Here is an 18,995-nt window from a genome sequence, read left to right on the forward strand (position 1 = left end):
CTCCACGTAGCGGCTGATGAAATTACCCCACAGCGGCCCGGCAATAATCATTCCCGGAATTGCCGCACACAGGCCAATCAGGATCATCCAGCCAAAGTCAGCGTGCATCTGGGAAGCCAGCAGCATTGGCGCAGGCCCCGGCAGCAGGAACGCCGCTGCGGCGGCAACGCCTGCAAACAGCGGGATCACCAGCTTCACCAGGTTAGTGCCGGTATGGCGTGCCATAGAGAAGGCCACGCTAATCAGCAACACCACCGCCACTTCAAAGAACAGCGGCAGCGCGCAGATAAGACCCGCCAGACCAATGGCATAGTGCGCCCGGCTGTGACCGAAAGATTTCAACATTTTGACGGCGATCTGATCGACCGCGCCGGTTTCATGCAGGATCTTGCCAAACATCGCGCCCAGCGCGACCACAATCGCCAGGAATCCCAGCGTACCGCCCATCCCTTTTTCCATGGTCGCCGCGATTTTCTCGAGCGGCATTCCGGAAAAGAGACCTGCACCAATAGATACCACCATCAAAGCGACGAAGGCGTGCATACGTGCCTTCATCACTAAAAACAGCAGTAACAGCACGGAGCCGACTGCTGTCAAAACAAGCGTTAAAGTACTCAAAACTTACTGCCTTTTATTAATGACCTCAATGGTGCTCGCCACCACACCGTCTAACGGCTGGTCGATATTCACCACCAGCACATCGCTTTCGTCCGCGCCCGGTTCCTGCAGCGTGTCGAACTGGGTAACCAGCATCTGGGTCTTGAAGAAGTGCCCCTTGCGCGCTTTCAGACGGCTTTCGATAACCTCGAAATCACCCTTGAGATAGACGAATGACAGGTTCGGATTGCCTTCACGCAGCTGGTCACGATAGGTTTTTTTCAGCGCAGAACAGACAATCAGCGACACTTTATTGGTGCGCTGCATAGCAAACGCCGCATCGTTCAGCGCCTGTAGCCAGGGTTTACGATCGTCGTCGTTCAGCGGTTCGCCGGAGGCCATTTTGTTGATGTTGCTGCGCGGATGGAGGAAGTCACCATCAAGAAACGCGGCATGGAGTTGATGCGCCACTTCGCTGGCCACGGCAGATTTACCGCTACCGGAAACGCCCATCAGGACGTAAACGTGGTGATCGAGATTCGTCGTGCTCAAAGGGAGTCCCTCAGTCAATTGTTACGGGTAACAGTTATCGGTAACATTGTCCTGCCGGGGCAAAAGAGAAGCAATATCCAAACGTGCGCGAAGTGAATAAGTGTGAGCTAGTTCAAATTTGTCAGACTAGATTGATCCACCTGGTGACAGCGTGAAACCTAAATCTAACATTTTAGGGCTCACCGTCTCGCCACGAATGCGCGCCAGCAGACGTTCAGCACCGATGCGTCCCATGCGTTCACGCGGCGTCAGGACGCTCGCCAGACGCGGTTCCATCACCTGGCCGATATCATGACCGTGGAAACCGGCAATCGCCATATCACCCGGGATGGAAAGCCCCAGTCGCTGACATTCGAAAGCGGCGCCCACCGCGAGGTCATCGTTGGTACAGAAGATGCCGTCAAGCTGCGGGTACTCGCGACGGGCCTGACGCATCAGCTCAATGCCCGAGGTGTAGGAGGAGGATTGTTCGACCATCACGCTATACGGGGTTAAGTTGGCATCAAGCATCGCCTGCTCGTATCCCTTCTGTTTGATGATAGTACGTTCGTCCAGACGTGCGCCAAGATAGGCGACATGGCGATGGCCGCGGGCAATGATTGCCGCTGTCATCTGGCGTGCTGCTTCGAAGTTATCGAACCCGACGGCAATATCCAGGCACGGCGACTGACTGTCCATCAGCTCGACCACCGGAATGCCCGCCACTTCAATCATCTTCAAAGTGCGCGCGGTGTGAGTACGTTCGGTAAGGATCAGGCCGTCAATGTTCCAGGAAAGCATCGACTCCAGACGTTCCTCTTCCAGTTCCGGCTTGTAACCGTAGTGGGCAAGCATGGTCTGATAGCCAAAGGCATCGGTCACACTTTCAATACCGCGCAGCACTTCGGCGAAAACCTGGTTGGTCAGAGAAGGAAGCAGAACGCCCACCGCACGGCTGGTCGCATTGGAGAGAATATCCGGGGCGCGGTTGGGGATATAACCCAGTTCATCGAGAGCTGCAGCGATCTTGCCACGCAATGCCACGGAAACCTGCTCCGGGTTACGTAAAAAACGGCTGACCGTCATTTTAGTCACACCGACGCGATCGGCTACATCCTGAAGTACGGGTCTTTTCTTTTTCATCGTCCAGAGGGAGATCGGTAGTAATAGATTTCCTCAGTTTATCACGGACAAAGCCCAACCCTCCCCTGCCAGAAGGGAAGGCTGGACATTTATTTGTAATTAAACTGGCGGCAGATCAAAAAGCAGTACTTCAGCCGCGCTGTCGGCATGAATGGAAATTGCCTGCTCGTCCCAGATCGCCAGACCATCGCTGGTGGTGGCTTTGGTGCCGTTAATGGTGACGTCACCTTTTACCACCTGAATCCACACTTTGCGGTTCGCGGCAATCTGATGCACAGACTGTTCGTCTTTCGCCAGCGCCCAGCGGTACAGCTCCATGTCCTGATGCACTTTCAGCGAGCCGTCACGCGCATCCGGCGACAGCACCAGCTGTTTGCCCTGCTCTGCGTCAAAACGACGCTGCTCGTAGCGCGGGGTGATGCCTTTTTCTTCTGGAATGATCCAGATTTGATACAGGTGCAGTTTTTCCGTTTTGCTCGGGTTGTATTCCGAGTGACGCACCCCGGTACCTGCCGTCATAATCTGGAACTCACCCGCCGGAACCTGCTCTTTGTTGCCCATGCTGTCCTGATGCTCAACCGCCCCTTCCAACACGTAAGTCAGGATTTCCATGTCTTTGTGCGGGTGAGTACCAAAGCCCTGGCCTGCGTCGATCACGTCATCGTTAATCACCCGCAGCGCCGAGAAGCCCATAAAATTCGGGTCATAATAATCAGCGAACGAGAAGCTGTGCCATGAGTCCAGCCAGCCATGATTTGCGTGACCGCGATCGTTTGCTTTGCGTAAGAAGATCATCGTTTTTACCCTCAGTTCGTTTCGATGGAGTAAGTGTGGACGCAATCGACCTGGGATCATAGAGGGTGAAAATTGACTCCTCTGTTCAAAAATTGTGAACAAGTTCAGAGGAGTCGGACAGGCTTATCTGGCAAGGGTTACCGTGGCAGGAGAGGCCTGCTCAAAGGCCCGTTCAAGGATTTCCAGGTTGGTCAGAACTTCAGTTTCCTTGACGTAATTTGGCGCGCCGTTGGTCAGCGTCTCGAACAACGCATCGTAGACCTGGCCGTAGTCGCCAGTGTCCGGTTTGATCGCTTCTTTGACCGTAATGCCTTCGGCGTTGAGGTACTCCAGCAGGCCAACGGAATCATCCGCCGCAAACCCCGTGTCGCCCGGCATGATATTGGCTTTCAGGCTGGTCTCCTGCTGGTCGATGCCGTATTTGATAAACGAGCCCTTGGTGCCATGCACGATAAATTTCGGGTAGTCGGTCTTCACCAGGTGGCTGGTTTTAACGATCGCCTTCAGGTCACCGAAGAACAACTGCGCTTCAAAGGTATCGTCCGGGTTGGCTTTATTACGCAGGCTGCGGATGTCGTAGGCCACATGATCCGGGCGGCCAAACAGGGAGATAATCTGGTCCATGGTATGGACGCCCAGCCCATAGAAAGAACCATCCTGCGGCAGGCCAGGCTTGGTTTCAGCCACCGGACGGTAGTAATCAAAGTGGCTTTCGATTTCGACGATCTCGCCCAGCTTGCCGCTCTCAATGGCTTTTTTAGCGGTCAGGAAGCAGGTATCGAAGCGACGGTTCTGGTACGGCGTGACGGTTAGCCCTTTGCGCTTAGCCAGCTCGAACAGCGTTTTTGCTTCAGCGAGCGTTGGGGTGAAGGGCTTTTCCACCAGCACGTTTTTACCCGCCTCAAGGGCGCGTTTCGCATACTCAAAATGGCTGTCTGCATGAGTGCAGACGATCACCAGCTTGACCTGCGGGTCGTTCAGCACCTCATTGAGATCGCTGGTGAAATGAATATGGGAATACTGCGGGTGCTGCTCGTCCGGCTTCGGTTGGCGGCGGAAAATATGCGCCACATGCCAGCTCGCTTTGCGGTTCAGAACATACGGAAGGTGGTACCGGGTGGTGCTTTTACCAAATCCAATAAATGCGCAGTGCAGTGTCATGATGTTATTCCTGGCTAATGTCCCTGCTTTCACCATAGCGCAACCCGGCGGCGAAATATATTTCTATAACGAATCCTAAAATGGCGGCGTGAACCTTGATCCTGAGGGAAATTATCAGGATAAGGAGACGGCCAAAACACATGCTCGCGAAAGGAGTCGCGCTCATTTTCTATGGAAAGAAAATATCTCACCTTAAACAGTGCGCTCCTCTTATGGCTGCTTGCGCTCATCGCCTGGTGCCTCAACGTACCCCCTCTTGCGTGGCTGTTCGCTGCATTGAGCCTGGCGGCCTTCGCGATCCCCCTTCTCCTTTATCAGGTTAATATCATGTTTAAAAAGACGAAAATTATCGAAATGGACAAGCCAGCCGAGTTTATGCCACCGGCCCCGGCCAGCGAAAAAGAGCCCACCGTCATCGAGAAACACGGCACCACCGTCATTGCCAGCGACGTGTGCGTTGAAGGCAACATTGTTTCCGGCGGCCATGTCTACGTTCACGGCACGCTGAACGGAAATATCGATTCCAAAGAGAGCCTGATAAAAGTCATGCGTGGGGGTCTGGTTGAGGGGAACATCACTTGCCGGGAGCTGATTATCGATGGCAAGGTGATCGGCCAGTGCAGCAGCGATATGGTTGAAATCTGTGAGCATGGTCAGGTCACGGGTACTTTGGCCTACCGCACGCTGGCCGTTAAAAAAGGCGGCTCGTTTTCCGGTCAGGCGGAGGTTTTACCCGTCGTTGCAGAAAAGAACAACGTGGTAGGTCTGATGAAAGAAATCGCACCTGACACGCTGGTTGACGTACACATCCACCCGCTTTGAGCAAAAAAAAAGCCAGCGTTAAGCTGGCTAAAGTAATACTGGAAGCAATGTGAGCAATGTCGTGCTTTCAGGTTTCCGTCGCGGACTTCCTGAATGCAAGGCAATAATAATCATTCTCATTCGCACTTGTCCAGTACTTTTTGCAAAAAAAGGCGGTTGACTCAACTTTTAAAGTCAACGATGTTGAAAAGGATATTAACCCACAGAGGAACGAAGGAATGAGTGAGATAGTGATACGCCACGCTGAACCGAAAGATGCCGACGCTTTACGCCAGAACTATATGCATCCGGGGGTGTATCACGACACGCTACAACTACCTCATCCCTCGCTGGAAATGTGGCAGGAACGTCTGTTGGTCAAACCTGGACAGCGGCGGCTGGTCGCCTGCATCGACGATATCGTTGTTGGCGATCTGGCCCTCCAGGTCGAGTCGAATCCACGGCGCAGCCATGTGGCCACTTTTGGCATCAGCGTCGCGGCGCATGCTCAGGGGCGCGGAGTGGGCAGCGCATTAATGCGCGAAATGGTCAACCTGTGCGATAACTGGCTGCGCATTGAACGTATTGAGCTAACGGTATTTGCCGATAACCCGTCAGCGCTGGCGCTGTATCGAAAGTTTGGTTTTGAAACGGAAGGCACCGGCAAAAAATTCGCCCTGCGCAACGGCGAGTATGTGGATGCCTTGTATATGGCGCGGATGAAGTAGTTAATTTTTGCCCCTCACCCTAAAACCCTCTCCCCATAGGGGAGAGGGGAAAATTCAGTACCCCGCCGTCAAATCATCCACCGAACGCGGATCCGACGCACCGTACAGCGCGCCATCCGGCCCGACCATAATGCTCTGCGTACTGCCCATCGCCTCTTTCACCGCCACTTTTTGCCCACGCTGCTCAAGCAGCTTCAGGGTATCGGGGCTAAAGCCTTTTTCCACCCGAAGCTCGTCCGGCAGCCACTGATGATGGAAGCGCGGCGCGTTGGTGGCTTCTGCCACGTTCATCCCAAAATCAACGCTGTTGACCACCATTTGCAACACGGTGGTGATAATACGGCTCCCGCCAGGGCTACCGGTCACCAGCCAGGTTTTGCCATCTTTTACCACAATGGTCGGTGACATCGACGACAGCGGACGCTTCTTCGGCCCGACGGCGTTGGCATCCCCGCCCACCAGACCATAGACGTTCGGTACGCCCGGTTTGGCAGAGAAATCATCCATCTCGTTGTTAAGCAGAATGCCGCTGTTACCGGCGACAATCCCGGTGCCGAAGGTGGTGTTCAGGGTATAGGTCACCGCCACCGCATTACCGTCTTTATCCACCACCGAGAAGTGGGTGGTCTGGTTACTTTCATAGGGTGCCAGCTTGCCGGGGCGGATCTCGCTCGACGGTTTGGCTTTATTGATGTCGATCTGATCGGCAAGGGATTTGGCATAGGCTTTGTCGGTCAGCGCCTGCCAGGGGACTTTGACGAAATCCGGATCGCCCAAATACTCCGAGCGGTCGGCATAGGCATATTTTTCCGCCTCGGCCATCACCTGCATCGTATCCGCGCTGCCGAAGCCAAATTTGTGCATATCGAAGTTTTCGAGAATGTTGAGGATCTGCACGATGTGGATCCCACCGGAAGACGGTGGCGGCATAGAGAACACCTGATAACCGCGATAATCCCCGCTGATTGGCTTACGCTCCACGGCTTTGTATTCGGCGAGATCGGCTTTGGTGATCAGCCCGCTGTTCTTCTTCATCTCGTCGGCGATCTGGTCGGCAATCCCCCCTTTATAGAAGGCATCCGGGCCGTTTTCGGCAATCATCTCCAGGCTTTTCGCAAGGTTGGCCTGCACCAGCTTGTCGCCCTTTTTCAGCGGCTCGCCGTCTTTCCAGAAGATCGCCTTACTGTTCTCGTGGTTGGGAAGCACTTCGCTGCCGTAGGTTTTCAGATCGTCGGCCAGCGCATCGTTGACCATAAAACCGTCACGCGCCAGCTTGATGGCAGGCTGCACCACTTTGTTCAGCGGCAGGGTGCCGTATTTATCCAGCGCCAGCGAGAATCCAGCCACGGTGCCCGGGGTGCCGGTTGCCAGATGGGAGGTGAGTGATTTTTTGCTGTCCGCATTACCCTGATCGTCGAGGAACATGTCGCGCGTCGCCTGATTCGGGGCCATCTCGCGGAAGTCGATCGCCGTGGTGACGCCATCTTTGGTGCGTAGCATCATAAATCCGCCGCCGCCGAGGTTACCCGCCTGCGGGTGCGTCACCGCCAGCGCATAGCCCACCGCTACTGCCGCATCCACGGCATTCCCGCCCTGCTTGAGGATATCCACCCCCACCTGGGTGGCGAGAGCATCCACCGAGGCAACCATCCCCTTCTCCGCCCGCACGGGATGGAACACATCTTCCTCCACCCCATACGAGACGGGCGCCGCCGCCGGGGGAGTGGCTGCCACGCTAAACGTGCTGCCTGCCATCAGGGCAGCGATGGCGATCCAGCGTATAAACGTTGGTTTAATCATTGTTATTCTCCAGGTACAGGGACTCACGCTCCCGCTTAAGCCTGGTTCATAACTCTTAAAAAATCATTGTACTGGCGGATCCGAGGTAAACTTGAAGAAGGCCTCAGACGGAGGAAACAATCATGAAAAAACTGATTCTTGTTGCGGCGCTACTGCCGTTTACCCTGTTCGCGCAGCCGATTAACACCCTGAACAATCCCAACCAGCCGGGCTATCAAAACCCCAGCCAGCAGCGGATGCAGAACGAAATGCAAGTTCAGCAGCAGCAGCAAAGCCGGATGCTAAATCAGCAGATGCAGACGCAGACCCGTACGCAGCAGCAGCATCTGCAGACGCAGATCAATAACAATACCCAGCGCGTCCAACAGAGCCAGCCAGGGGTGCAGGTATTACCCAACACCAATGGCAGCATGCTGAGCGGGGGGACGTCTTCGGGCGGCGGGATGCAGCAGCAACATATGCTGCCGCAGCAGCAGCCTCAGCAAAACGGTGGCATGCTGAATAACCCTTAGGGCTGAAAGTCCGGGCCAATCAGCGCAATGGCATCGGTACAGATGCAGTCCACACCCCAGCCCAGCAGTTCAGCTGCGCGCTGGGGTTGGTTGACGGTATAGACCAGGATGCGTAATCCGGTGGCCTTGATTTCGTGCACCCGGGCTTCATCCAGCAAGCGGTGATTGAGGTGGATAGACACGCAGCCCAGCCGCGCGGTCAGTGCGCGCCAGTCGTCACGCCACTCATCCAACAATAGCCCGCGCGGCAGCTCAGGGGCTGCCGCCTGCGCTGCTTCCAGCGCGTCGATCTCAAACGACGACAGCAGCGGGGCGGGCATACCTTCCCACAGCTCGCGCGCCGCCAGGGCAATCACTTTACCTGTAAGCGGCCCGCTGCCGGTCGTGGGTTTGATCTCAATATTCGCCATCATGCCATGCTGACGACAGCGATCGGCCACCTCGGCCAGCAGCGGCAGCGGCTCGCCTCTAAATTCCTTGCCAAACCAGCTCCCGGCGTCGACCTTCAGCAGATCGCGCCACGGCAGCGCCCCCGCCACGCCCCAGCCGTTGCTGGTGCGTTCGAGGTTATCGTCGTGCAGCAGGAAGATTTCGCCGTCCTGCGACAGCTTGGCGTCGAACTCAATCATTGTGTGGCCGTAGTGCGCGCCAACGTCAATCGCTGCCAGGGTGTTCTCCGGCGCCAGTTTACCGCCGCCCCGGTGGGCGACGATGTGGGGATAAGGCCAGTTACTCATACGCGTTGTCCTGTTTCACCATCGAATAAGTGCAGGTGATTTTCTGGCAGATGCAGCCACAGCGTGCTGCCTGCTTGCGGGCGCTCCTGATGCGACATGCGCACCACCAGCTTCTGCTCGCCCCAGCGTCCGTGCGCCAGGTTGTCGGCGCCCAGCATCTCAAGGGTGTCCATGACCAGCGGCACCCCACCTTCCGCCTGCGAGCTTAGCGCAATATGTTCCGGGCGGATACCGAGGGTCATCTTGCGCCCGGCGTAACCGCGATAGAACCAGTTCACCGGCAGCGCCATGCCGCTCTCCAGCTCAAAGTGGGTGCCCGAACTGCTGATGCGGCCCTCCAGCAGGTTCATCGCCGGGCTGCCGATAAAGCTCGCCACAAAACGGCTGGCGGGCTTTTCATACACTTCCACAGGAGTGCCAATCTGCTCGGCAATGCCTTTGTTCATGACCATCACGCGCTGGGCGAGGGTCATCGCCTCCACCTGATCGTGGGTAACGTACAGCGACGTGGTTTTCAGACGCCGATGCAGGTGCTGCAGCTCAAGGCGCATCTGCACGCGCAGTTTGGCGTCGAGGTTAGAGAGCGGTTCATCGAACAGGAATACCGCCGGATCGCGCACGATAGCGCGGCCCATCGCCACGCGCTGGCGCTGGCCGCCGGACAGCTCGCGCGGACGGCGCTTCAGCAACCCATCCAGCTCCAGAATGCGCGCCGCCTCTTTGACGCGCTCCTCGATATGGCCTTTTCCCATCCCGCGAATTTTCAGCCCCCAGGCCATGTTCTCTTCCACGCTCATGTGCGGATAAAGCGCATAGTTCTGGAACACCATCGCAATGCCTCTGTCTTTCGGCTCCATCTCGGTCACCCGCTGGCGGTCGATCCAGATATCGCCGCTGGTCACCCGCTCCAGCCCCGCCACCATCCGCAGCAGGGTGGATTTACCGCAGCCGGACGGGCCAACCATCACAATAAACTCCCCGTCCGCCACGTCGAGCGTTAACGGCTGAATAACCTGGGTTTTGCCATCCCAGCTTTTGGTGACTGCCTGTAATTTTAATCCTGCCATTTTATTTCTCGCTATCGACCAGGCCGCGAACAAAGGCGCGCTGCATGGCTAAAACTATGACGACGGGTGGGATAAGGGTGAGCAGCATCGCCGCCATCACCTGGTTCCAGAGGGTGGTGCCTTCGCCGGTGGAGATCATCCCTTTGATGCCCGCCACGGCGGTGCCGAGATTGACGTCCTGCACAATCAGCAGCGGCCACAGGTACTGGTTCCAGCCGTAGATAAAGGTGATCACGAACAGTGCCGCAAGGTTGGTGCGGGAGAGCGGCAGCACGATGTCGCGGAAAAAGCGCATCGGCGAAGCCCCGTCAATGCGCGCCGCTTCAATCAACTCGTCCGGCAGGGTCATAAAGAACTGGCGGAACAGGAAGGTGGCGGTCGCCGAGGCCATCAGCGGCAGGGTTAAGCCTGCATAGCTGTCGAGCATCCCGAGGTTGGCGATCACCTCTACCGTCGGGAAGATCCGCACTTCGACCGGCAGCATCAGGGTGATAAAGATCATCCAGAAGAACAGATTGCGCAGCGGAAAGCGGAACCAGACGATGGCGAAGGCCGAGAGCATCGACACCACGATTTTGCCCACCGTAATGCCAAACGCCATGATGAAGCTGTTGAGCATCATCAGCCAGAAGGGGGCGCTGTTGACCCCCACGCCCTGAGTCCAGATGGTTTTCATGTTTTCAAACAGATGGCCGCCGGGGATCAGCGTCATCGGCGTTTCAAACACGGCGCTGCGATCCAGCGTTGCGGCAACAAACGCCACGTATAGCGGGAACAGGATCACCAGAATGCCGAGGATCAGCATGGTGTGGCTGAAAATCGTCAGCCCGCGACGGTTCTCGATCATTGGTAGCGCACCTTACTTTCGACATAGCGGAACTGCACCACCGTCAGGACAATCACCAGCCCCATCAGCACTACCGACTGGGCGGCAGAAGCCGACAGATCCAGCCCGGCAAAGCCTTCGCGGTAGATCTTGTAGATAAGCGTGGTGGTTGCCTGCACCGGGCCGCCGGCGGTGGCGGCGTCGATGACCGGGAAGGTGTCGAAGAAGGCGTACACCAGGTTGACCACCAGCAGGAAAAAACTCACCGGGGCAATCAGCGGCAGCGCCAGCTTGAAGAAGCGGCGGACCGGGCCGGCACCGTCAATGGCAGCGGCTTCCACCAGCGAGCGCGGAATAGACTGCAGAGCGGCAAAGAAGAACAGAAAGTTGTAGCTGATCTGCTTCCACACCGAGGCGAACACCACCAGGAACATGGCCTGGCCGCTGTTCTGGGCGTGGTTCCAGTCGTAACCCAATTCCCCGAGGAGATGGGTTATCAGCCCGCGTCCTGGGTTAAAGAGGAAGATCCACAGCACGGCGGCCACGGCGGGGGCCACGGCGTAGGGCAGCAGCATCAGAGTCTGGTAAATACGGCTGCCGCGCACTACGTAATCCACCAGCGCGGCAAAAAACAGTGATACGCCCAGGCCGCTGATGGTGACCAGGGCGCTGAACTTCATGGTCGTCCAGAAGGAATCCAGGTAGTAGCTGTCGTGCCACAGGGCAGCAAAATTATCCAGGCCGACAAACTGACTCGACAGCCCAAACGGATCGACGCTTTGCACCGAATACCATAGCGCTTCGCCCGCAGGCCAGATAAAGAAGATAACGGTGATCGCCAGCTGTGGCGCGACCAGCAGGTACGGCAGCCAGCGGGAACGGAACACCGGACGGGATGAGGACATAGTTTAGCTCTGTAGTTGATTTTTCCCCTCAAAAGACCGCTCCGTGCAGTCCCCTCTCCCCTATGGGGAGAGGGTTAGGGTGAGGGGTCAGGTATGAAATTAAGACTTCGTTGACTGCTCAAAGCGGCGCAGCAGCTGATTACCACGCTCGACCGCGGAATCCAGCGCCTGCTGTGGCGCTTTCTTACCGGTCCAGACGCTTTCCAGCTCTTCATCAACGATGGTACGGATCTGCGGCATGTTGCCCAGACGCATCCCTTTGGTGTACGGCATCGGCGGCTTGTTCAGCATCTGACGAGTGGCGATATCCGCCCCTGGGTTTTTGTCATAGAAGCCCTGCTCGCGGGTCAGGTCATACGCGGCTTTGGTGATCGGCAGGTAGCCGGTCTTCTGGTGCCACTCGGCGGCGTTTTCCGGCTTCGCCAGGAAGTCGAGGAACTCCGCTACGCCTTTGTAGGTGCCGTTGTCTTTGCCCTGCATCACCCACAGGCTCGCGCCGCCGATGATGGCGTTCTGCGGTGCGCCTTTGGCGTCAGCGTCGTAAGGCATCATGCCCACGCCGTAGTTGAATTTGGCATAGTGACGGATATCCGCCAGCGAGCCGGACGAGGCGGTGGTGATGGCGCAGTCGCCGCTGTAGAACTTCTCGGTAGATTCGTCTTTACGCCCGAAGTAGCTGAAATCGCCTTTCTTGTTCAGTTCCTGCAGCAGCGCAATGTGCTTCACCTGCTCCGGCTTGTTGAACTCCAGTACCGCGTCGGTCCCGTCAAAGCCGTTGTTTTTGGTCGCCACCGGCAGGCCGTGCCAGGCGCTGAAGTTTTCGATCTGGATCCAGCCCTGCCAGCCGCTGGCGTAGCCGCATTTCATGCCCGCTGCTTTCAGCTTAGCGGTGTACGCGGCCAGGTCCTGCCAGGTTTTTGGCGGCTGCTCCGGGTCTAAACCGGCTTTCTTGAAGGCGTCTTTGTTGTAATAGAGCACCGGAGTGGAGCTGTTAAACGGCTGGGACAGCAGATGCCCGGTTTTGGAATCGGTGTAATAACCGGAGACGGTTGGCACAAACTGCGATTCGTCGAAGTTAATGCCCGCATCTTTGAACACTTCGTACACCGGCTTAATGGCTTTCGACGCCATCATGGTGGCGGTGCCCACTTCATAAACCTGCAGCAGCGCCGGGGCGTTGCCGGTACGGAAAGCGGCGATACCCGCGCTCAGGCTCTGCTCGTAGTTACCTTTGTATACCGGCACAATTTTGTAATCCGGATGGGTGTCGTTGAAACGCTGCGCCAGGGAGTCAACTTCTTTACCCAACTCCCCTTCCATGGAATGCCAGAACGGAATGCTGGTGACAGCCATTGCATTCGTCGCAAAAGCCAGACCAACTGCCAGACCCAAAGCTGTGTGTCGTAACGATGTCATTGTCATCTCTCTTATTGTGCCGGATGCGCGATATCACGCGTTTTATGCTCGCGAGGTAACATGACATGCGCGAATGACAGAAAAATAACCGTTTGTTTACAGAGAGATGACAACAAGGCGTCAGGGGGATGATGGAAATATGAAGGGTGTGAGGGGTGGCGTGGGGTTTGGTCTGGTGCCCTCACCCCGACCCTCTCCCACAGGGAAAGGGTGCAGACACAAAAAAAAGGCAACTTGCGTTGCCTTTTTGCTTTTTTATCCGCCCAGGTAGGCGCTGCGCACCGCCTCGTTCGCCAGCAGCGCGTCGCCGGTGTCTTCCAGCACCACGCGACCGTTTTCCAGCACGTAGCCGCGATCCGCGAGTTTCAGCGCCTGGTTGGCGTTCTGCTCCACGAGGAAGATGGTCATCCCTTCGCTCCTGAGCTGCTCGATGGTGTCGAAGATCTGCTGAATGATGATCGGCGCCAGACCGAGCGACGGCTCATCCAGCAGCAGCAGACGTGGCTGGCTCATCAGCGCACGGCCGATCGCCAGCATCTGCTGCTCACCGCCGGACATGGTGCCCGCCCGCTGAATGCGGCGTTCAAACAGGCGCGGGAACAGTTCGTATACACGCTTGATGCGGGTCTGAAACTGCTCGCGTTCGGCAAAGAAGCCGCCCATCGCCAGGTTTTCTTCCACCGTCATCCGCGAGAACACGCGACGCCCTTCCGGGACAATCGCCACTGCTTCGCGCATGATTTTGGCCGTCTGCCAGTCGGTAATGTCTTTGCCATCAAACACGATCCGCCCGCTGGTCGCACGCGGATCGCCGCACAGGGTGCCCAGCAGCGTAGTTTTGCCTGCGCCGTTGGCACCGATCAGGGTCACAATCTCACCCTGATTGATATGCAGGCTGACGTCGTGCAGCGCCTGGATCTTGCCGTAATGGGCGCTCACATTGTCGAACGTTAACATCGCTTTTTCCATCTTATGCTTCACCTAAATAAGCGCGGATTACGTCCGGGTTATTGCGAATCTCTTCCGGGGTGCCGTTTGCCAGCGGCGTGCCCTGGTTCACCACGTAGATGCGATCCGAAATGCCCATCACCAGCTTCATATCATGCTCAATCAGCAGGATGGTGGTGTCGTGATGGTCGCGCAGCTCGACGATCAGCTCATCCAGCTCTTTGGTCTCTTTCGGGTTCAGCCCGGCGGCCGGTTCGTCGAGCATCAGGATTTCCGGCTGGGTCACCATGCAGCGGATAATCTCCAGACGACGCTGATCGCCATAAGCGAGGTTGCTGGCCTGGCGGTTAGCGTGTTGCAGAAGACCGATACGGTCGAGCCAGGTGGCGGCGCGGTCCAGCGCTTCGTCCTGCGCCCGGCGGAAGGCCGGAGTTTTCAGCAGGCCGGAGAAGACGCCGGTTTTCAGCTGCTGGTGCTGTGCCACCAGCAGGTTTTCAATCACCGTCATTTCACGGAACAGCCGCACGTGCTGGAAGGTACGCACCACGCCCATGCGGGCGATCTGCTGACCCGGCAGCCCTTCGAGGTGCTTGTCGCGCAGCATAATGGTGCCGCCGGTCGGCTTGTAGAAACCGGTCAGGCAGTTGAAGACCGTGGTTTTCCCGGCCCCGTTAGGGCCAATCAGCGAGACGATCTCTTTCGGATGCAGGTCCAGCGACACGTTGTTGACCGCCAGCAGGCCGCCAAAACGCATCATCAGGCCGTTAACGGATAATAATGGCTGACTCATGCCTGCTCTCCTTTGGCTTGCCCGTTTTTCAGTTTCAGCTGTGGACGGGTCATCGGCAGTAAGCCCTGCGGACGCCAGATCATCATCAGTACCATCAGGCCGCCCAGCATCAACATGCTGTATTCGTTAAAGTCACGCATCAGCTCGCGGGACACCACCAGCAGGATTGCCGCAAGAATAACCGCGAACTGCGAGCCCATCCCGCCGAGCACCACAATCGCCAGCACAAACGCCGACTCGGCAAAGGTGAACGATTCCGGGCTGACGAAGCCCTGGCGCGCGGCAAACAGCGTTCCGGCGAAACCGGCAAACGCGGCGCTGATGGTAAAGGCGGTCAGCTTGATGCGGGTTGGGTTCAGGCCCAGGGAGCGGCAGGCGATTTCATCCTCGCGCAGCGCTTCCCACGCACGGCCCAACGGCATACGCAGCAGGCGGTTAATCACGAACAGAGTGAACACCACCAGCAGCAGCGCCACCAGATACAGCCAGATCACGCGGTCGGATGGGTCATACTTCATGCCGAAGAAGTTGCTGAAGGTATCCCAGCCGCCTTCACGGGCAGAACGGCTGAACTCCAGGCCGAAGAAGGTCGGTTTCGGGATCTGGCTGATCCCGTTCGGGCCGCCGGTCACTTCGGTGTTGTTAAGCAGCAGGATGCGGACGATTTCACCGAAGCCTAACGTCACAATCGCCAGATAGTCACCGCGCAGGCGCAGTACCGGGAAGCCGAGCAGGAAACCGGCAGCAGCAGACACCAATCCTGCCAGCGGCAGACAGGTCCAGAAGCCGAGACCGTAATAGTGATTCAGCAGCGCGAAGGTGTAAGCGCCAATGGCGTAGAACCCGCCGTAGCCCAGCACCAGCAGGCCGGACAGCCCCACCACGACGTTCAGGCCGAGGCCGAGGATCACGTAAATCATGGTCAGGGTGGCGATATCCACCGTGCCGCGCGAGACCATAAACGGCCAGGCGACAGCGGCCACCAGCAGCGCCACCAGGAACAGCTTCTGCTTAACGGTCGAACCGTCGATAGCAGGCAGCACAACCTTCGGCCCGGAGACGTTTTTCAGTGCCTTCTGGAAAAGCGGACGCAGCAGCTGGAACAGAAACACCACTGCGGTACCGACAAACACCCACTGCCAGCGGATATCAGACGCCACATCCACCACCAGTTTAGTCCCGCTGAGTTCCAGTTGAACGCCCATAAAGACGCCCGCCAGCAGCAGGAACATGGCAGCAGAGAGCAGCGCCATCGCAAAATGCATCGGTTTCATACTTTCTCTACCTCCGGACGGCCCAGAATACCGGTCGGCATCACCAGCAGCACCAGAATCAGCAGCGCGAAGGAGACCACGTCTTTATATTCGGTGCTCAGGTAGGCAGAGGAGAGCGCTTCAGCCACGCCCAGAATCAGGCCACCGATCATCGCCCCTGGAATACTGCCGATCCCGCCGAGAACCGCTGCGGTGAAGGCTTTCATCCCGGCCATAAAGCCGATGTACGGGTTGATTACGCCGTAGAACTGGCCGAGCAGTACACCTGCCACTGCCGCCATCGCCGCACCAATGACAAAGGTCAGGGCGATCACGCGGTCGGTGTTAATGCCGAGCAGGCTTGCCATCTTCAGGTCTTCGGCACAGGCGCGACAGGCGCGGCCCATGCGGGAGTAACGGATGAAGATCGTCAGAGCCAGCATCGCCAGGAAGGTCACAATCCAGATAACCAGCTGCATGGTGGTAATCGATGCCGAGAAGTTTTCGCTGGCACCAACAATCCACTGGCCATTAAACAGGCTCGGCAGCGCCACGTCGCGCGACCCTTCGGTCAGGCTGACGTAGTTTTGCAGGAAGATGGACATCCCGATGGCGGAGATCAGCGCGATCAGACGCTTGGAGCTGCGCACCGGGCGATAGGCCACCCGTTCGATGCTCCAGCCGTAGGCGCTGGCAATCACAATCGCCCCAACAAATCCGGCGGCCACCAGCAGCCAGCTGCTGTCGATCCCCATCATCATTAGGGCGGCGATAATCATAAAGGAGACATAGCTGCCGATCATATACACCTCGCCGTGGGCGAAGTTGATCATGCCGATAATGCCGTACACCATCGTGTAGCCGATGGCGATCAGTGCATAGGTGCTTCCCAGCGTGACGCCGTTAAACATCTGCTGCAGGAAATAGAGAAACTGCTCGGACATAAATTAACCTTTCTGAACCCGCCCGGTCATGCCGGACGGTGGGATAGTGATTATTTGGCGACCGAGGATGATCCGTCGGCGTGCCACTGGAAGACTCCAAACTCAAATCCCTTCAGATCGCCTTTCTCGTCCCAGTTCAGCGGCCCAATCACGGTGTCTGCCCCGTGTGCTTTTAAATCTTTGATCAGATCCTGTGGCGCTTTGCTGCCGGTACGATCCATGGCGGTGGCCAGAGACTGCACGGCGGCATAGGTGATCCAGACGTACGGACCACTTGCGTCTTTCTTCTGTGCTTTCAGCGCTTCCACGATAGCGTTGTTCGCCGGATCCTGGTCATAGCGTTTTGGCATCGTTACCAGCATGCCTTCGCCCGCATCGCCCGCAATGTTGGACAGCGACGCATTACCCACGCCTTCTGGCCCCATAAACTGGGTTTTCAGACCGACCGAGCGCGCCTGACGCAGCATCTGACCCATTTCCGGGTAGTAACCACCGTAGTACACAAAGTCGATATTCTCTTTCTGCAGACGGGCCAGCAGCGCCGAGAAATCTTTCTCGCCCGCGGTAATGCCGTCGAAGAAGACTACGTTAGCGCCGCCTTTTTTCAGGCCGTCCTGCACCGAGCGGGCCAGCCCTTCGCCGTATTGCTGCTTATCGTGAATAATCGCGATGCGCTGCGGCTTCACTTTTTCGATGATGTATTTCGCGGCAGTCGGCCCCTGAGAGGAGTCCAGACCTGCGGTGCGCATGATGTTCTGATAACCGCGCTGCGTCAGCTCCGGATTGGTGGCCCCTGGGGTGATCATCAGAATGCCTTCATCTTCATAGATGTCAGACGCAGGCTGAGTGGATGAAGAGCAGAGATGGCCAATCACATACTGAATGCCATCGTTAACAATTTTGTTGGCAACGGCCACGGCCTGTTTTGGATCGCAGGCATCGTCATATTCCACGGCAACCAGTTTGTCGCCCTTAATGCCACCTTTAGCGTTGATGTCTTTAATTGCCTGGCGCGCGCCGTTGAACTCCATATCGCCCCACTGGGCAACAGGGCCGGACATCGCGCCTACCACAGCAACTTTAATATCGTCTGCCATTGCTGCCTGCGAAATCGCCAGTGCAACCATGCCCGCGATTATTGCTTTCGCGTTCATTTTCATTTCTGAATCCCCATTCATGACGTGATGTTTATATTTTGTTTTATTATGGTTAAAAAGCATTCTGTACTTTTAATGAACAACGCTATTTTTACCAGTGCCTTTAATGGTTTAGCGAGGTTTTTTAGCAAAAGCCAGACTAAAATCTCTATATTTCAGGCGATTAAGCAAAGATAATATTCTGAAATTTGCCAGAGATAAACAAATAAAAGTCCGGTTTGCAGCATAAAATAACGGTACAAAGAGCGGAATAAAACACTGCCTTGAAGGTTAATATTCTGCTTATTTTTCGATCCCTGCGTTTTATGGCTGCGCTTTTGACTGCTAAAAAAGTAATCAGCTAGAGAATGGATTTAAAAAGTGGAAGCGTCTGGCTGAATAAATTGAGTACACTGCCAACACTCTTTTTGATTTGGACACGCAGCTAATGAAACTGACCATCCACCGTCTGGTGAACTTTAGCTCCCAGGATCATATCGATCTGGGTAAAATCTGGCCGGAATATTCCCCCTCCTCGCTCACGGTGGATGACACTCATCGTATCTATGCCGCACGCTTTAACGAACGTTTGCTCGGGGCGGTGCGGATCACCCTGAGCGGCACTCAGGGGGCGCTGGACTCCCTGCGCGTGCGGGAGGTCACCCGTCGTCGCGGCGTGGGGCAATATTTGATTGAAGAAGTGCTTCGCGATAACCCGAGCGTGGCTTCGTGGTGGATGGCGGATGTCGGCGTGGAAGACCGCGCTGTGATGACGGCTTTTATGCAGGCGCTGGGGTTTGTGGAGCGGGAGAGTGGTTGGGAGCGGCGTTGTTAACAGAATTTTGTGCGGCCAGTTCCCCTCTAAAAGACCGCACCGAGCAGTCCCCTCTCCCCTATGGGGAGAG

The 18,995-nt window shown here is 56.7% G+C and carries 20 protein-coding genes; 4 read left to right on the top strand and 16 right to left on the bottom strand.

The genetic code is table 11. The features are described from left to right. From ACRDD5_RS22315 to ACRDD5_RS22335, 5 genes are all read right to left on the bottom strand, one after another. On the bottom strand, positions 1 to 618 hold a 618-nt coding region (locus tag ACRDD5_RS22315), incomplete at its 3' end, for a GntT/GntP/DsdX family permease (protein ID WP_438678027.1). Positions 619 to 621: 3 nt separating this feature from the next. Continuing rightward, positions 622 to 1,149 carry a gluconokinase gene (gene gntK, locus ACRDD5_RS22320; protein WP_271282600.1) on the bottom strand — a complete coding sequence of 176 codons (528 nt, stop codon included), beginning with the start codon at positions 1,147 to 1,149 and terminating at the stop codon, positions 622 to 624. Positions 1,150 to 1,275: 126 nt separating this feature from the next. Next, entirely contained in the window at positions 1,276 to 2,271 is a 996-nt protein-coding gene (gene gntR / locus ACRDD5_RS22325) for a gluconate operon transcriptional repressor GntR (protein WP_271282601.1), read from the bottom strand. 99 nt (positions 2,272 to 2,370) lie between these two features. Next, positions 2,371 to 3,066 (bottom strand): pirin family protein, encoded by a 696-nt coding sequence (locus ACRDD5_RS22330; RefSeq protein ID WP_271282602.1) that lies wholly within the window; start codon positions 3,064 to 3,066, stop codon positions 2,371 to 2,373. A 123-nt stretch (positions 3,067 to 3,189) separates the two neighbouring features. Then, positions 3,190 to 4,227, bottom strand: a complete 1,038-nt coding sequence (locus tag ACRDD5_RS22335) for an oxidoreductase (RefSeq protein ID WP_438678028.1) — start codon at positions 4,225 to 4,227, stop codon at positions 3,190 to 3,192. 171 nt (positions 4,228 to 4,398) lie between these two features. Between ACRDD5_RS22335 and ACRDD5_RS22340 the strand changes: the two genes are divergently transcribed. Together ACRDD5_RS22340 and yhhY are read left to right on the top strand one after the other, a co-directional pair. Beyond that, positions 4,399 to 5,049, top strand: coding sequence for a bactofilin family protein (locus ACRDD5_RS22340; RefSeq protein WP_438678029.1), 651 nt, complete (start codon positions 4,399 to 4,401; stop codon positions 5,047 to 5,049). A gap of 218 nt (positions 5,050 to 5,267) precedes the next feature. Further along, a complete protein-coding gene (gene yhhY / locus ACRDD5_RS22345) occupies positions 5,268 to 5,756 on the top strand; it encodes an N-acetyltransferase (protein ID WP_438678030.1) in 489 nt (162 codons plus the stop codon). Positions 5,757 to 5,810: 54 nt separating this feature from the next. Here the strand turns inward: yhhY and ggt are convergent, their stop codons facing one another. Next, the gene (gene ggt / locus ACRDD5_RS22350) at positions 5,811 to 7,556 is read right to left on the bottom strand and encodes a gamma-glutamyltransferase (protein ID WP_438678031.1); all 1,746 of its coding nucleotides are present in this window, start codon (positions 7,554 to 7,556) and stop codon (positions 5,811 to 5,813) included. Between the two features lie 122 nt (positions 7,557 to 7,678). Here ggt and ACRDD5_RS22355 point away from each other — a divergent pair, with 122 nt between their 5' ends. Then, positions 7,679 to 8,068 carry a DUF2756 family protein gene (locus ACRDD5_RS22355; protein WP_438678032.1) on the top strand — a complete coding sequence of 130 codons (390 nt, stop codon included), beginning with the start codon at positions 7,679 to 7,681 and terminating at the stop codon, positions 8,066 to 8,068. On the opposite strand, the gene ugpQ is transcribed toward ACRDD5_RS22355, so the two are convergent. The 10 genes from ugpQ to livK form a co-directional block, all read right to left on the bottom strand. Then, positions 8,065 to 8,805: a glycerophosphodiester phosphodiesterase gene (ugpQ, locus tag ACRDD5_RS22360; protein WP_438678033.1), complete on the bottom strand. Its 741-nt coding sequence runs from the start codon at positions 8,803 to 8,805 to the stop codon at positions 8,065 to 8,067. The two genes, ACRDD5_RS22355 and ugpQ, sit on opposite strands and share 4 nt — an antisense overlap. Further along, positions 8,802 to 9,872, bottom strand: coding sequence for a sn-glycerol-3-phosphate import ATP-binding protein UgpC (locus tag ACRDD5_RS22365; RefSeq protein WP_271282609.1), 1,071 nt, complete (start codon positions 9,870 to 9,872; stop codon positions 8,802 to 8,804). The genes ugpQ and ACRDD5_RS22365 overlap by 4 nt, the downstream gene beginning before the upstream one ends. A gap of 1 nt (position 9,873) precedes the next feature. Beyond that, positions 9,874 to 10,719 (bottom strand): sn-glycerol-3-phosphate ABC transporter permease UgpE, encoded by an 846-nt coding sequence (ugpE, locus tag ACRDD5_RS22370; protein ID WP_271282610.1) that lies wholly within the window; start codon positions 10,717 to 10,719, stop codon positions 9,874 to 9,876. Beyond that, the gene (gene ugpA, locus ACRDD5_RS22375) at positions 10,716 to 11,603 is read right to left on the bottom strand and encodes a sn-glycerol-3-phosphate ABC transporter permease UgpA (protein ID WP_438678034.1); all 888 of its coding nucleotides are present in this window, start codon (positions 11,601 to 11,603) and stop codon (positions 10,716 to 10,718) included. The genes ugpE and ugpA overlap by 4 nt, the downstream gene beginning before the upstream one ends. 99 nt (positions 11,604 to 11,702) lie before the next feature. Then, positions 11,703 to 13,019 carry a sn-glycerol-3-phosphate ABC transporter substrate-binding protein UgpB gene (gene ugpB / locus ACRDD5_RS22380; protein WP_271282612.1) on the bottom strand — a complete coding sequence of 439 codons (1,317 nt, stop codon included), beginning with the start codon at positions 13,017 to 13,019 and terminating at the stop codon, positions 11,703 to 11,705. 255 nt (positions 13,020 to 13,274) lie between these two features. After that, positions 13,275 to 13,988, bottom strand: a complete 714-nt coding sequence (gene livF, locus ACRDD5_RS22385; protein WP_271282613.1) for a high-affinity branched-chain amino acid ABC transporter ATP-binding protein LivF — start codon at positions 13,986 to 13,988, stop codon at positions 13,275 to 13,277. Between the two features lies 1 nt (position 13,989). Further along, on the bottom strand, positions 13,990 to 14,757 hold the full coding sequence (gene livG, locus ACRDD5_RS22390; RefSeq protein WP_271282614.1) for a high-affinity branched-chain amino acid ABC transporter ATP-binding protein LivG: 768 nt from the start codon (positions 14,755 to 14,757) through the stop codon (positions 13,990 to 13,992). Beyond that, a complete protein-coding gene (locus ACRDD5_RS22395) occupies positions 14,754 to 16,031 on the bottom strand; it encodes a high-affinity branched-chain amino acid ABC transporter permease LivM (protein WP_271282615.1) in 1,278 nt (425 codons plus the stop codon). The genes livG and ACRDD5_RS22395 overlap by 4 nt, the downstream gene beginning before the upstream one ends. Continuing rightward, entirely contained in the window at positions 16,028 to 16,954 is a 927-nt protein-coding gene (livH, locus tag ACRDD5_RS22400; protein ID WP_040078237.1) for a high-affinity branched-chain amino acid ABC transporter permease LivH, read from the bottom strand. The genes ACRDD5_RS22395 and livH overlap by 4 nt, the downstream gene beginning before the upstream one ends. A 50-nt stretch (positions 16,955 to 17,004) precedes the next feature. Then, the gene (gene livK / locus ACRDD5_RS22405; protein ID WP_438678035.1) at positions 17,005 to 18,114 is read right to left on the bottom strand and encodes a high-affinity branched-chain amino acid ABC transporter substrate-binding protein LivK; all 1,110 of its coding nucleotides are present in this window, start codon (positions 18,112 to 18,114) and stop codon (positions 17,005 to 17,007) included. 424 nt (positions 18,115 to 18,538) lie between these two features. Here livK and panM point away from each other — a divergent pair, with 424 nt between their 5' ends. Continuing rightward, on the top strand, positions 18,539 to 18,925 hold the full coding sequence (gene panM, locus ACRDD5_RS22410) for an aspartate 1-decarboxylase autocleavage activator PanM (RefSeq protein WP_438678036.1): 387 nt from the start codon (positions 18,539 to 18,541) through the stop codon (positions 18,923 to 18,925). Positions 18,926 to 18,995: the final 70 nt, after the last annotated feature.

The organism is Silvania sp., from assembly GCF_051656365.1.
Lineage (GTDB): Bacteria > Pseudomonadota > Gammaproteobacteria > Enterobacterales > Enterobacteriaceae > Enterobacter > Enterobacter hatchlandensis.

Excerpts from the sequence above, each read along its gene's own strand:
- gntR (WP_271282601.1), bottom strand. The coding sequence starts at position 2,271 with ATGAAAAAGAAAAGACCCGTACTTCAGGATGTAGCCGATCGCGTCGGT.
- ACRDD5_RS22340 (WP_438678029.1), top strand. The coding sequence starts at position 4,399 with ATGGAAAGAAAATATCTCACCTTAAACAGTGCGCTCCTCTTATGGCTG.
- yhhY (WP_438678030.1), top strand. The coding sequence starts at position 5,268 with ATGAGTGAGATAGTGATACGCCACGCTGAACCGAAAGATGCCGACGCT.
- ugpQ (WP_438678033.1), bottom strand. The coding sequence starts at position 8,805 with ATGAGTAACTGGCCTTATCCCCACATCGTCGCCCACCGGGGCGGCGGT.
- ggt (WP_438678031.1), bottom strand. The coding sequence starts at position 7,556 with ATGATTAAACCAACGTTTATACGCTGGATCGCCATCGCTGCCCTGATG.
- ACRDD5_RS22355 (WP_438678032.1), top strand. The coding sequence starts at position 7,679 with ATGAAAAAACTGATTCTTGTTGCGGCGCTACTGCCGTTTACCCTGTTC.
- livK (WP_438678035.1), bottom strand. The coding sequence starts at position 18,114 with ATGAAAATGAACGCGAAAGCAATAATCGCGGGCATGGTTGCACTGGCG.
- ugpB (WP_271282612.1), bottom strand. The coding sequence starts at position 13,019 with ATGACATCGTTACGACACACAGCTTTGGGTCTGGCAGTTGGTCTGGCT.
- ugpE (WP_271282610.1), bottom strand. The coding sequence starts at position 10,719 with ATGATCGAGAACCGTCGCGGGCTGACGATTTTCAGCCACACCATGCTG.
- livG (WP_271282614.1), bottom strand. The coding sequence starts at position 14,757 with ATGAGTCAGCCATTATTATCCGTTAACGGCCTGATGATGCGTTTTGGC.
- ugpA (WP_438678034.1), bottom strand. The coding sequence starts at position 11,603 with ATGTCCTCATCCCGTCCGGTGTTCCGTTCCCGCTGGCTGCCGTACCTG.
- ACRDD5_RS22330 (WP_271282602.1), bottom strand. The coding sequence starts at position 3,066 with ATGATCTTCTTACGCAAAGCAAACGATCGCGGTCACGCAAATCATGGC.
- ACRDD5_RS22365 (WP_271282609.1), bottom strand. The coding sequence starts at position 9,872 with ATGGCAGGATTAAAATTACAGGCAGTCACCAAAAGCTGGGATGGCAAA.
- ACRDD5_RS22335 (WP_438678028.1), bottom strand. The coding sequence starts at position 4,227 with ATGACACTGCACTGCGCATTTATTGGATTTGGTAAAAGCACCACCCGG.
- livF (WP_271282613.1), bottom strand. The coding sequence starts at position 13,988 with ATGGAAAAAGCGATGTTAACGTTCGACAATGTGAGCGCCCATTACGGC.
- panM (WP_438678036.1), top strand. The coding sequence starts at position 18,539 with ATGAAACTGACCATCCACCGTCTGGTGAACTTTAGCTCCCAGGATCAT.
- ACRDD5_RS22395 (WP_271282615.1), bottom strand. The coding sequence starts at position 16,031 with ATGAAACCGATGCATTTTGCGATGGCGCTGCTCTCTGCTGCCATGTTC.
- livH (WP_040078237.1), bottom strand. The coding sequence starts at position 16,954 with ATGTCCGAGCAGTTTCTCTATTTCCTGCAGCAGATGTTTAACGGCGTC.